Annotated in this window: 7 protein-coding genes and 4 tRNA genes; 3 read left to right on the top strand and 8 right to left on the bottom strand. The window is 36.1% G+C overall.

Features of this window, described 5'->3' with window-relative positions; translation table 11 throughout:
- Window positions 1-16: 16 nt before the first annotated feature.
- From J3T98_RS03575 to J3T98_RS03600, 6 genes are all read right to left on the bottom strand, one after another.
- Window positions 17-101: transfer RNA gene (locus J3T98_RS03575), tRNA-Leu, on the bottom strand.
- A gap of 71 nt (window positions 102-172) precedes the next feature.
- Window positions 173-247, bottom strand: a tRNA-Gln gene (locus tag J3T98_RS03580).
- Between the two features lie 25 nt (window positions 248-272).
- Window positions 273-357: transfer RNA gene (locus tag J3T98_RS03585), tRNA-Leu, on the bottom strand.
- A gap of 37 nt (window positions 358-394) precedes the next feature.
- Window positions 395-471, bottom strand: a tRNA-Met gene (locus J3T98_RS03590).
- Window positions 472-588: 117 nt separating this feature from the next.
- Window positions 589-1,680: a multifunctional CCA tRNA nucleotidyl transferase/2'3'-cyclic phosphodiesterase/2'nucleotidase/phosphatase gene (locus J3T98_RS03595; RefSeq protein ID WP_324123925.1), complete on the bottom strand. Its 1,092-nt coding sequence runs from the start codon at window positions 1,678-1,680 to the stop codon at window positions 589-591.
- The gene (locus J3T98_RS03600) at window positions 1,681-2,289 is read right to left on the bottom strand and encodes a TIGR04211 family SH3 domain-containing protein (RefSeq protein ID WP_065562190.1); all 609 of its coding nucleotides are present in this window, start codon (window positions 2,287-2,289) and stop codon (window positions 1,681-1,683) included.
- 226 nt (window positions 2,290-2,515) lie between these two features.
- Here J3T98_RS03600 and J3T98_RS03605 point away from each other — a divergent pair, with 226 nt between their 5' ends.
- From J3T98_RS03605 to J3T98_RS03615, 3 genes are all read left to right on the top strand, one after another.
- Window positions 2,516-4,633: an alpha-galactosidase gene (locus J3T98_RS03605; RefSeq protein WP_267331245.1), complete on the top strand. Its 2,118-nt coding sequence runs from the start codon at window positions 2,516-2,518 to the stop codon at window positions 4,631-4,633.
- Between the two features lie 330 nt (window positions 4,634-4,963).
- On the top strand, window positions 4,964-5,968 hold the full coding sequence (locus tag J3T98_RS03610) for a substrate-binding domain-containing protein (RefSeq protein WP_065562192.1): 1,005 nt from the start codon (window positions 4,964-4,966) through the stop codon (window positions 5,966-5,968).
- A gap of 202 nt (window positions 5,969-6,170) precedes the next feature.
- Window positions 6,171-9,269, top strand: a complete 3,099-nt coding sequence (locus J3T98_RS03615) for a beta-galactosidase (protein WP_416380602.1) — start codon at window positions 6,171-6,173, stop codon at window positions 9,267-9,269.
- A gap of 53 nt (window positions 9,270-9,322) precedes the next feature.
- On the opposite strand, the gene recB is transcribed toward J3T98_RS03615, so the two are convergent.
- Both recB and sixA read right to left on the bottom strand, forming a co-directional pair.
- A complete protein-coding gene (recB, locus tag J3T98_RS03620) occupies window positions 9,323-12,778 on the bottom strand; it encodes an exodeoxyribonuclease V subunit beta (protein WP_267362171.1) in 3,456 nt (1,151 codons plus the stop codon).
- A complete protein-coding gene (gene sixA, locus J3T98_RS03625; RefSeq protein WP_218058379.1) occupies window positions 12,757-13,200 on the bottom strand; it encodes a phosphohistidine phosphatase SixA in 444 nt (147 codons plus the stop codon). The genes recB and sixA overlap by 22 nt, the downstream gene beginning before the upstream one ends.
- Window positions 13,201-13,223 lie beyond the last annotated feature (23 nt).

Below are 13,223 nucleotides of genomic sequence, written 5' to 3' on the forward strand. Positions count from 1 at the left end.
AAGGAGAAAAGATATCTGGTACGGGTAGTGAGATTTGAACTCGCACACCTTTCGGAACTAGAATCTGAATCTAGCGCGTCTACCAATTCCGCCATACCCGTGAAAAGGAATAACTAAGAATGTAAAAAGCAAAACAGATTAGCTAATAGATATCAAAATTTGCAGATTGGAATGGCTGGGGTACCAGGATTCGAACCTGGGCGTGGCGGGATCAAAACCCGCTGCCTTACCGCTTGGCTATACCCCAATAAAGGATAGATATTAAGATTAAATGGTGCGGGTGAAGGGACTTGAACCCCCACGCCTCGCGGCGCCAGAACCTAAATCTGGTGCGTCTACCAATTTCGCCACACCCGCATAATATACTTTCGGTTAAAGTATAACTTAATCTTAATGGTGGCTACGACGGGATTCGAACCTGTGACCCCATCATTATGAGTGATGTGCTCTAACCAACTGAGCTACGTAGCCATTTCATTCGCAACGTCATAACCAACACTGCGAGGCGCATTATGCTTGTGTTACGGCAAATCGTCAACCCTTTTTTTTAGATATTTTGAAAAAAAGTGACAATTGATTAAGATGCAATCAAATACCGTTTAATAACGCTTCAATTCGCCTTTTTTGTAACTCATCTTGAATCAACTTTCCTTTATAACCTTCAGCAATAATATTTTGAACATTGACGCCATGAGCTAATTTATATGCCCTTTCTAGGTACTTTGCTTGTGGAAATGATTCTGTTTTAGCATAAGATTGGCTAGCAATAATTAATTGATTAAGATGATGAGTATTACGCCAAACATCTATTCGATTGAATAAATCAATAATTTGTTCAGCTGTTAATTGTGTCACGTTTTCAACTTTAAGACGGTATTGCTGCACCATTATCGCTAATTTTGTATATTGATTTGGTGCTTTAATTTGTGAACAAAGTTTTTCTGCTTCAGTTGTTAATTCACCAAATAATACTGCAAAACGAACCGTTAAATCATCGGTTAATAAAGTTGATTTCTTTAATGCATCTGCAACAGTATAAGAAAGAGTTAATGATGGAAATAATATCGCCAAAGCACCACATTGTTTTAACACTTGAAAATAAACTTGTGGATCGGAACTTGCTAATGCCTTCTCGGTCTCTTTCCAAACACGCTCTGGAGTTAGAGTATTTATTTCACCAGCTAAAACCATCTCTTCCATTAACTTTTGAGTTTCAGATGCGATTCTAAAACCTAAATGATAATAACGAGCAGCAAATCTAGCAACTCGTAACACTCGTAAAGGATCTTCTCTAAACGCAGGGGAAACATGACGCAATAATTTAAGTTTGATATCATCAATACCATGATAAGGATCGACAAGATTACCATCTTCATCCATGGCAATAGCATTAATAGTCAGGTCTCGGCGGATAAGATCTTGCTCTAAGGTAATATCCTTACTAAAGTCACAAATAAATCCAGTATAGCCTTTACCCGATTTTCGCTCGGTTCGAGCTAAGGCATATTCTTCTTTAGTTATGGGATGTAAAAAGACAGGGAAGTCTTTACCAACTTGTTGATAACCTAGAGCTAAAAGCTCATCGGGTGTAGAACCAACTACAACCCAATCTCGATCAACAAGAGGAAGATGTAATAATCTATCTCGAACAGAACCGCCAACAAGATAGAATTTGCTCATTTAGCGCATCCAGCGATCTTTTTTGCGGCGCCCCGGCATAATAGCTGGCAAAATTAAACCTAATAGGAATCCACCACCAGCTACTAAGCCACCATAAGTAAACCAAGTAACAATAAGGTCTCGTCGCTTGTCATCAACTTGATTTAGCATTGATTCAAGTTTAGTGTCTTGTGATTTATTGATTTGTTCTAATTCTTTATTTCTAGCTTGTAGGCTTTCAATTGTTTGTTCGGCTTGTTTTAATTTTTCGGAATAATCATTGATAGCATTTTGTCTATACTGCTCTGCGTTATCAACCTTATCTTTATATTCCGCAAGTTTTGACTCTAACGTTGGGACAAGTACTTTAAGGCTAGGTTGATCTTTTAGTTTATTTGATTCAATCCAAGCCGAGCTACCGTTAGGAAGTTGTATCCGGGTGTATTTACCGTCAGCGCTTTTCTCTAGTTCTGCAACTTTTTCCCCTGCTTTAACTGCATTCGTATAGGCATATTGAGAACCTGGACCGCGGCGAAGATAAATATCAACATTTTCAGTCACATATTTATCTGCTGCTTCAACACTAAAAACCAGCGTAATTAAAGAAAATAAAGTAATAATATTTTTCATAATATTTTAAAATTTCACCCATGATTAAAAATCATAATAACACAAAATACTGCCTTTTCGCACAACCATTTGCAATAAAAATTGCTTAATTAACCATTTTAGAAAAACAAAATGGAAACGATTACATTAATTGAGATCTTAATCACAAAATTAAAAATTAATCATATTAATTAATGAAAATTATTATTATTCTATATCGGAAAAGTGATTAACCTTTGGAGAGAATATGAATTGCCATCTTAGAACCCGCGATATAGATATTATCTTACGCACCCAACCTTATGCTGAACTATGCTATTTTGGTAAACGATTACAAAACGTAAATCTTGATGATATCGATATGCTTATACCTGCTGTACCCAATTCACGTATTGATATCGATGTCCCGTTCACCCTTTGTCCTGAGGAAGGAGTAGGAAACTTTAGCACTCCAGGACTAGAAGGTCATCGAAATGGTAAAGATTGGTCACCAGTTTTTGTTACCAAAAAAGTAACCAAGAAAAAAAATGATATAACTATAATTAGTGAAGATAGTATTGCAAAACTTCGTTTGACTAGTAAGCTGATTTTAGATGAAACCGGTGTATTACAATGTCAAAATAGTCTGACTAATCTAGGTAAAGAACCATATCAAGTCAACCGTTTATCTGTAACATTACCAATTCCTGAACGTGCACAAGAATTAATGGCATTTAGTGGTCGTTGGATTAAGGAGTTCTTCCCTCACAGAACAAAAATCGAACATTGTGGATACCTGCAAGAAAACCGCCGTGGTCGTACTTCACACGAATACTTTCCGGGTATGGTAGTTGGTACCGATGGATTTAAAGAACAAACTGGTGAAGTTTGGGGTATCCATTTAGGTTGGAGTGGTAATCATCGTATCCAAGTTGCAGTGAAAAGTAATGGTAAGCGCTTCATCCAAGCCGAAGCGCTTTATCTTGCTGGAGAAATATCATTAGCTAAAGGTGAAACTTTAAGTACTCCTTGGCTTTATGCAACCTATAGTAATGAAGGCTTAAATAAGATGAGCCAGCATTTCCATCAATTTTTACGCCAAAATATTATTCATTTCGCAAACGATAAACCTCGTCCTGTCCATCTTAATACTTGGGAAGGAATCTTCTTCGATCACAACCCAGATTACATCATGAAAATGGCGACAAAAGCAGCACAACTGGGTGTTGAACGTTTTATCATTGATGATGGTTGGTTTGGCAAACGTGATGATGATTATCAAGCATTAGGCGATTGGTATTTAGATAAACGCAAATATCCAAAAGGACTTGAACCAGTTATCAAACATGTAAAAAAACAAGGAATGGAATTTGGTATCTGGGTTGAGCCAGAAATGATCAGTAAAAACTCTGATCTTTATCGAGCACATCCTGATTGGTTACTTGAATTACCTGGCTACAATCAACCTGAAGGCCGTCATCAATACTTACTTGATTTACAAAATCCAGCGGTATTTGATTATCTACTCGAAAGATTAAATTGGCTACTCGGTAGTTATGATATTGACTATATTAAATGGGATATGAATAGAGAAATTGTTCAGGCAGGCCACGAAGGTCACCCAGCTGTAGTTGGACAAACTAATGCGGTTTATCGTTTAATGGATATTCTGCAAGAAAAATATCCTAATGTTGAAATTGAATCATGTTCTTCTGGTGGTGGTCGTATAGATTTTGAAGTGTTAAAACGTACTCAACGTTTTTGGGCCTCAGATTCGAATGATGCATTAGATAGACAAATCATACAACGAGGTATGAGCTACTTCTTCCCACCTGAGGTAATGGGTGCTCATATCGGCGGCAAAACTTGTCACACCACCTATCGTGAATTAGATATGAATTTACGAGGTTTAACAGCATTATTTGGACATATGGGTGTTGAGCTCGATCCCGTGAAAGAATCGGCAGAAGAACAAAAAGGTTTTACACATTATATCCGTTTACATAAACAGCTACGCCCATTATTGCATAGTGGTAATAGTGTTCGTTTAGATGTTGATGATAGCGCAGCTATGCAAAGCTATGGTGTGGTCAGTCAGGATAAAAAAGAAGCAGCATTTATTATAGCGCAATTGGCATTACCGACTTATGCATTAAGTGGTAACTTACGCTTAGTTGGATTATTAGCTGATAAGCAATACAAAATCGAAATTCTAGATCTACCTGATCACATTGATCCGAAAGTAAATGGTCACGCCATGAAATCATTTCCAAAATGGATGACAACCGATACCACACTGTCAGGAGATTGGTTAATGAATATCGGCTTACCATTACCTGTACTCGATCCTGCTACCGCAATGTTAATAAAAGTTACGGCAAAATAGTACGAACTGGTTAAAATTTAACTAATTTGAGGGGAATTTAGTCAATTAATCATTCCCCTTATTAATAAATTACAACTGAAACGATTCAGGCGTCAATGCTTTGTTGGCAAAGCCAAAATTTTGCTTTATTATCATACATTAAGTCATAAAAGTGAGCAGATATCTGTATCAACTATTTAAGATAAGTAAGAACGTATTCTGTAATATTTCATAACTTCATTATGAATCATTTTTGGCTTAGTTATTAACAGTTCTACTTAACTTGATACCAACACAAAACTAATAATAAACTTTAAAAAAGTTACGGTAATAATTTAAAAGGTTTTTTTTATGGCGACAATAAAAGATGTTGCACATTTAGCTAAAGTTTCTGTTGCGACAGTCTCGCGAGTGATTAACAACGCCGAAAACGTTAGTGATACCACACGCGAAACCGTAAAAAAAGCCATGGAAAAATTAAGTTATTATCCTGATGCTAATGCTCGTGCATTATCACAACAAAACTCTAATACTATTGGAATTGTTGTGGCTGACGTATCCGATCCATTTTTTGGTGCTATGGTTAGCACGGTAGAAAGAGTTGCATCCAAAACAGGACATTTTTTGCTAATTGGTAATGGTTACCATAATGAACAACAAGAATATAATGCAATAACTCACTTAATAGAGCATCGCTGCTCATCACTAGTTGTTCATGCAAAAATGTTACCCGATAGCAGATTGATAAAATTAATGGAGCAAGTGCCAGGGATGGTATTAATCAATCGGCTATTGAAAGGTTTTGAAAAGCGTTGTATTGCTCTAGATGACCGTTATGGTTCATATTTAGCTGTAAAACATTTAATCCAGCATGGACATACTAAAATTGGATATTTATGCTCTAACCATGAAATTTCTGACTCGTCCGATCGGTTACAAGGCTATAAAGATGCATTAATTGAACACAATATTGATGTTAATGAAAACTTTATTGCCTTCTCCTCACCTAATGAAGAAGGAGGAGAACAAGCAATGATGTCACTATTGGAACGTAATCGAGAAATTACCGCAATTGCCTGTTATAACGACTCAATGGCCGCTGGTGCAATGTCTGTGTTATATGATAACGACATAAAAATTCCAGCAGAAATTTCCATTATTGGATTTGATGATTTGCTACTTGCGCGCTATTTACATCCAAAATTAACCACCATCCGTTACCCACTTCATACAATGGCTGAACAAGCTGCGGAACTGGCATTATGCTTGGCAAAAGGCGAAGCACCTTCAGCAAATTTAATTAATATATATACGCCCACCCTCTCTAAGCGGTATTCAGTCTATCCAATTGAATAATTAATACAAAATATAAATTAATCAAAGTATACCTACCAATGTAATCGCATACATAAAAAATTAAAATTATAAAAATAAAGTCAATCAAATAAAAATGTATTCGATTACACAAATGTTAACTTGATCACTGTTTTCAATAATTGAATCATTATAATTAAAAAGTCAAAAAAGATTTTAGACATTATCAGATATACTTGAACAAATGGAGAGGCTTATGAATCCGTCCCTAGATGATATTATCAACAGACAAGATTGGAATAATCTATCTGTATTAAGCATGAACAAACTTGATACCCATCCAAAATTTCATAGTTGGCGAAACAAGCAAAGTGCTAAAAATAATGCTGATTCAAGTGCCATTATTTCACTTAATGGTGACTGGTTTTTTAGTTATTATCAAAATCCTAAACAAGTACCTGTATCATGGTTAAAAAAAGAAATAGATAAAAATACTATTCCAGTTCCATCAAATTGGCAATTACATGGCTATGATGCGCCTGTTTATACTAATATCCGATATCCATTTCCTTATAATCCCCCATTTGTTCCTGAAGATAACCCAACTGGTTGCTATTCTCGCTATTTTAAAATTGATAAAAAATGGTTAAATAAAGGGGACACAAGAATTATATTTGATGGTGTCAGCTCAGCATTTCATCTTTGGTGTAACGGCAATTGGGTTGGCTATTCACAAGACAGTCGCATCGCTGCTGAATTTGATTTAACGCCTTTTTTAAAAGAAGGTGAAAATCGAATTGCTGTATTAGTATTGAAATGGTGTGATGGTAGTTATTTAGAAGATCAAGATATGTGGCGATTAAGTGGTATTTTCCGTGGAGTTTCACTACTTAACAAACCAAAATCACATTTAAGTGATATCCATGTTAAAACAGAGCTTGACGCTTGCTATCAAAATGCAATATTAACATTGCAAGTTAACGTAAAGCATGACAGTGAAATGGACATGCTAAATGTCGGTATTGAGTTATGGCAAAAAGACAAACTCATTCTTGAACAAACGCAACCAATCGGAGTATCTTTTATTGATGAAAAAGGAGGATATAATGACCGAATGACATGCCATATCCCCGTCAATAAACCACAATTGTGGAGTGCCGAAACCCCAAATCTTTACCGACTAGTTGTTAGCTTAAATCATAAGAAAACCGGCTTGATTGAATCAGAGGCTTATAATATTGGTTTCCGAACTGTTGAAATCAAACATGGGCAACTCTGTTTAAACGGTAAACCACTTCTTATTAAAGGAACTAACCGCCACGAATTTTATCCTGATATGGGCTATGCTGTTACCGAACAAGCCATGTTGCACGATATCAAGTTAATTAAACAGCACAACTTCAACGCTGTACGTTGCAGCCATTACCCTAACGATCCTCGTTGGTATGAACTTTGTGATGAATTTGGACTATACGTAGTTGATGAAGCCAATATTGAATCGCACGGCATGTTCCCAATGTCTCGATTATCTGACGATCCTCGTTGGTTAGCAGCTTATAGTGAACGAGTAACTCGCATGGTTCAACGTGATCGAAATCATCCTGCCATAATTATTTGGTCATTAGGAAATGAATCAGGGCACGGGGCAAATCATGATGCACTATATTCATGGATAAAAAGCAATGACCCAACTCGGCCTGTGCAATATGAAGGTGGTGGTGCCAATACCAAAGCTACTGACATTATTTGCCCTATGTATGCCCGAGTTGAACAAGATCAACCTCATCCTAATGTGCCTAAATGGGCGATAAAAAAATGGATATCCATGCCAGATGAAGAGCGACCACTCATTTTATGTGAATATGCTCATGCAATGGGAAACAGTCTAGGTGCATTCTATAAATATTGGCAAGCCTTTAGACAATATCCTCGATTACAAGGAGGATTTATTTGGGAATGGGCTGATCATGGTATTCGTTGCTATACCAAATCTGGCGAAAGTTATTGGGCTTACGGTGGTGATTTTGGTGAAGCGTATCATGATAGACAATTTTGTTTAGACGGTTTAGTGTTTCCTGATCGCCAAGCACACCCAAGTTTAATTGAAGCTAAAAAAGTACAACAACCTTTCCAATTTAAACTTGTAAACCAAAAACCATTAGTTATTGAAGTAAAGAGTGAGTATTTATTCTATACTACTAACAATGAAACATTAGAATGGGAATTGTTGGTTGATGGTAAAATCCAACAAAGTGGTAAAGTTAAACTGACTATTTCACCTAATAACCCTATTGAACTCAAACTTTTAGATGACATTGATAATAACTTTGATGGTGAAGACTTACACTTATCACTCAGAGTCATCCAAAATAGAGCTACTACTTGGTCTCCAGCAAAACACGTTGTGGCTTGGGAACAATTTAAATTAACCAATAGGTTTATTCCACAATTAGCATTTAGTAACAACAAAACATCACTAAAATTAACTGAAAATAAAACCGAATTTGTTGTTAATTGGAAGAACCAGAGTTGGCAAATCAACAAAAAAACTGGCCAACTTAGTCAATGGAGCAAAAACAAAAAACCACTATTAGCCAGCGCTATTGCAGATCAGTTTATACGAGCACCAATCGATAATGATATTGGAATTAGTGGTGACTTTGACAGTAATAACAATCCATATGCATGGGTCGAACAGTGGAAGGCGGCGGGTTACTTTGATTTAAGCCACAAATGTTTAGCAATAAGAGCATCACAAACTGAGAATTATGTGATCATTGAAGTTTTGCACAGCTACTCGGTGAAAAAACGCAAAGTTATTCAAAGTAAGTGGGTTCATCAGTTTGATCAAGATGGTATCTTAACTATCTCAGTTGAAGTGGACATTGCCAATGACATGCCAGCACCAGCTCGTATAGGTTTGACGTATCAATTAAAAGGGATACCAAAACAGGTGAAATGGCTTGGCTTAGGACCACATGAAAATTATCCAGATCGAAAAACTTCAGCGATTTTTGGTGATTGGTCATTACCATTTTCTGAACTTTACACACCTTACATTTATCCATGTGAAAACGGCCTACGCTGTGATGTAAAACAATTAACACTTAATGAGATGATGATTACTGGTCATCAATTTAAATTTAACATCAATCAATATGGAACAAAACAGTTGATGGAAAAACACCATAGACACTTATTAGAACCACAACAAGACGCCTATGTCAGTATTGATGCTTATCATATGGGAATAGGCGGTGATGATTCTTGGACACCAAATGTTCACAGTGAATATTTACTAACCGATAAACATTATCGATATCAACTAAAATTTAAATGTTGATTTACATAATTTCTTTAAAAAATTAAAGGCACAACTATTTGTGCCTTTTTTATTTAAGCTAAACTCTCACCATCAAACAATTTATCAAGTTTCTCAATAAACTCTTGTTTTGGTAGATGGTAAAAAACGCCTTTATCCGGAAGCCCACGTAAGAATAGATAGTAAACTCCGCCAAAATAAGTTTCATATCGATAGTCGGGTAAACGACTTCGCAAAAATCGATGCAACGCCAAACAATAAAGTTGATATTGCAATTCATAACGATGCTCACACATTACTTGATTTAATGCTTGCTCAGTATAGGCCTCTATACCATCACCTAACCAATTTGATTTATAGTCAACAATATAATATTTACCTTGATACTCAAACACTAAATCGATAAATCCCTTTAACATGCCTTGTACCGTTTCAAAATCTAAAGGTGGACACTGTTTAGATAAATCATCGTATTGTTTGCATAAACTATCTAGTTGCGAGCTAGTCACGGCATGGCGAATAGGAAAATAGAATTGTAGTTCATTAATGCATTTGCTATTTAAAATACTGGCTAATGTCGAACAATCTTGATGTAGCTTAGTTGTTAATACTTGTTGAAGCCAATCATTTAGTACCCTTAACCAAGGTTCATCCAAACCCAATTTTTTAATCGTAGTTGTACATAATTCATCGGCATTACTTGGCGTTAAATTTTCCATAATGGAATGTAACAATGTACCAACATAAGCACCTTTTGGGAAATGATGAATGTCATATTGCACCTCAGATAATAAAGAAGCATCTGGCGGCACACGACTCTCACTCCAATCACTAGCTAAATTAAAACCATTGTTATGTTTTTGTAACTCGGTATAGCTTGTCACTCGCCAACTATTAGATAATTTACGTTTAAATTCATTAGCAGCCAGTAACATATTAGGAGCTTCTGTGGCAGTATACTGCTCCCCCAATATAGGTAATTGTAGTTCAACCAAATCTGCAAATTTACCAATCGAGCGTAATTGGCCTTTTAATAAATAATCAATTGCTGATTGACTCTTTTTCAATGATGCTAAGCCAACACTACAATGATAGATTGAGCGCGTCATCGCCACATAAAGTAATCGTAGATCTTCAGCTAAACGTTCATCTTCAATTTGTTGTTTGACATCATCGGTTAATAACCAAGCATAAGTGGGTTGATAATCATTATTTTTATCATGATAAAACTGACTATCTGAATTACGAAATTGGGCAGCAAATGGTAACCATACAATAGGAAACTCTAAACCTTTTGATTTATGGATCGTAATAATTTTTACTAAATTTTCATCGCTTTCTAAGCGTTGTTCATGATTTTCTATATTAGAGTCAGGGCTGACAATTTGCCTAGATAACCAACGAACCAAAGCATGTGGGCTATCTAGTTCATCAGCGGCTTCTTGCAGCAATTCGCCTAAATGCATAAAGTTAGTTAATGTACGTTCACCATTTGGGCTAGCTAGGATATTTTCAGCTAACTTACGCTTTTTCATCATCCGCCGCAACATTACTAATACACCATAATATTGCCAAATAATCTGGTACTGTTTGAACTCCTCTATCAACCCTTCCCATTTATCTTGATCATCGATAATTTGCTCCAGCTCGGCCATTGTTTGCCCTAATAGTGTCGTCATTAAAGCTAAACGCAAAGCCGCTTCATTTTCGGGCATTAAAACAGCTTGTAATAGATAAAGAATCTCTTGTGCTTCTTTAGATAGGAATACGCTATTGCGATTGGATAAATAAACGCTTTTAACCCCAAAAGCAGCCAATTTTTGTTGGATGATTTCGGCTTCGCGCCCAGTTCGGACTAAAATCGCAATATCAGCAGTGGTGATTGAACGATTCTCATCTTTATCCTTTATCAAAATTGTTGGATCTGTCAACCAAGTCACAATTTGCTTAGCGCAACAGCTAGCAATATGTTCTTGATAATCTGTTTTTGTGGTAACTTCATCAGGTAATAAATAGGCTGTTAACGCATTAACTTCACGTTGATTGATGATCAATCCTTTATGCTGATTTCTTTCAGCACTTTCCATTGGAAAAAAAGAAATATTTTCAAAAATAAAAGGATTATCATGATTGCTAAATAGTGCATTGACTGCATCAACCATAGACGATGAGGAGCGATGATTAACCTGCATAGTAAAATTATTTTCACCGGTTGATAATTTCGCTTTTAAATAAGTAAAAATATCCGCACCACGAAAACTATAAATAGCTTGCTTCGGATCACCAATAAACAGTAAACCGGTTGATTCAGGATAACAACCATAGATACGATCAAAGATTTTATATTGCACAGGATCAGTATCTTGAAATTCATCAATCAAGGCCACGCAATATTTTTGCGCAATACTTTGTGCTAATCGCTTTCCATTTCTAGCTCGTAAGGCGCGATTTAGCTGGCTTAATAAATCGTCAAAACTCATCTTACCAAGTTTAACTTTTTGCGCATAAATACCTTTTTGAATGACGCTAACGATATCCATTAAAATTTCGCTACGTAAATCAATAGCACTATTGCATAACCGATCGATCTTTTCAAAAACAACATGAACAGGAGGATCTTTATCTTGCTTAGTTTTTTCAATTAAAATCGATTGGCTAAATTTAGTTAATTCACTAGGTATTATGAATGATTGGGTGGGTAATTGAGCCCAAGCAGTCACTTTAGCAAACCAATTCGGTAAAAAGCGGTTATTATAAGATTGTTTATTAACTCCTGATCGAGCAATGATTTCAGGAAGATCTGCAACAGAATCTAACCACAGTTTTTTAACTAATTCGATCTGCTCAAGATGTTTTCGATAAAACTGCTCGATCTTTTTAGTAATGTCAAAATTCTCTTCTTGCGATTGATCAAATTCAAAATTTAAATAAGGATTAATATCTGTTAATAATGATTTTGGATCTTGCCAATAATCAAGAATTAAATAAACTAATGCCCTATCAAGCGGAACAAAATAGTGACGCCAAAAATCTTGGACAACTTGTAACTTTAGGTCTTGCTCATCAGTAATTAGCGTCTGCTCAAACAGTACCCCAGATTCAAAAGCATGGCTAGTTAAAATGCGTTGACAAAAACCATGGATAGTATAAATCGCTGCATCATCCATTGATTGTTGAGCTTGAGTTAGTCTTTGGATAGCATCATCTGTATCTTCAACTAAATCAATTAGCTGTTGATAGATAGGATCTTCATGACGACCTTGTAAAAGTCCTAAACGCAGTTCTTGGATATTTTGTCTTATACGCGATCTAAGTTCTTGAGTTGCAGCTTTTGTAAAAGTCACAACTAAAATTTGATTAACCTCGAGCGGTGTAGGATAGTTATTTTTACCAATCCCAAGTAATAACCGGAGATAAATGAATGCGAGCGAATAGGTTTTACCAGTCCCAGCCGACGCTTCGATCAGCGTTCGACCTGTTAACGGTAAATCAAAAAGATTAAGTTTTTTTATTCCACTACATGAAACCATTCTAACTTTCCTGCCGCATTGGATGATAGTTCAACACAAGCAATAGCAGCTGTAGGAAACATTGGTGGTGAAACATCTGGACATAATTCATTAACCAAATAACCAACTAAAGGAAGATGGGAAACAATAATTACATTCTCGATCCCACGAGCGGGAAGTGTCATTAATAAATCGGCAATATGGGAAGGACTTCCACCTGGCACCAAAAAATTATCAGTTTCAACTTTAGGTATGTGGCAGTATGAAGACAATTCAGAGAAAGTCTGTTGTGCTCTTAGATAAGGACTAACTAACCCTAAATCAAATTTGAAATCTTGCTGATTAAGCCATATACCAGCCAAACTGGCTTGTTTTCTACCAAAATCAGTCAATGATCGACTTGCATCAGATGAAGCAGAAAAACCTGCTTCACCATGCCTCATAATACAAATCTTCATAAAACAGG

Origin of the sequence: Gilliamella sp. B2772 (genome assembly GCF_026536985.1) — a bacterium.
Classification (GTDB): Bacteria; Pseudomonadota; Gammaproteobacteria; order Enterobacterales; family Orbaceae; genus Gilliamella; species Gilliamella apicola_E.

What these genes read in the sequence shown, in the direction of transcription:
- J3T98_RS03595 (WP_324123925.1), bottom strand. Translation starts at nt 1,680, where the DNA reads ATGAGCAAATTCTATCTTGTTGGCGGTTCTGTTCGAGATAGATTATTA.
- J3T98_RS03600 (WP_065562190.1), bottom strand. Translation starts at nt 2,289, where the DNA reads ATGAAAAATATTATTACTTTATTTTCTTTAATTACGCTGGTTTTTAGT.
- J3T98_RS03605 (WP_267331245.1), top strand. Translation starts at nt 2,516, where the DNA reads ATGAATTGCCATCTTAGAACCCGCGATATAGATATTATCTTACGCACC.
- J3T98_RS03610 (WP_065562192.1), top strand. Translation starts at nt 4,964, where the DNA reads ATGGCGACAATAAAAGATGTTGCACATTTAGCTAAAGTTTCTGTTGCG.
- J3T98_RS03615 (WP_416380602.1), top strand. Translation starts at nt 6,171, where the DNA reads ATGGAGAGGCTTATGAATCCGTCCCTAGATGATATTATCAACAGACAA.
- recB (WP_267362171.1), bottom strand. Translation starts at nt 12,778, where the DNA reads ATGGTTTCATGTAGTGGAATAAAAAAACTTAATCTTTTTGATTTACCG.
- sixA (WP_218058379.1), bottom strand. Translation starts at nt 13,200, where the DNA reads ATGAGGCATGGTGAAGCAGGTTTTTCTGCTTCATCTGATGCAAGTCGA.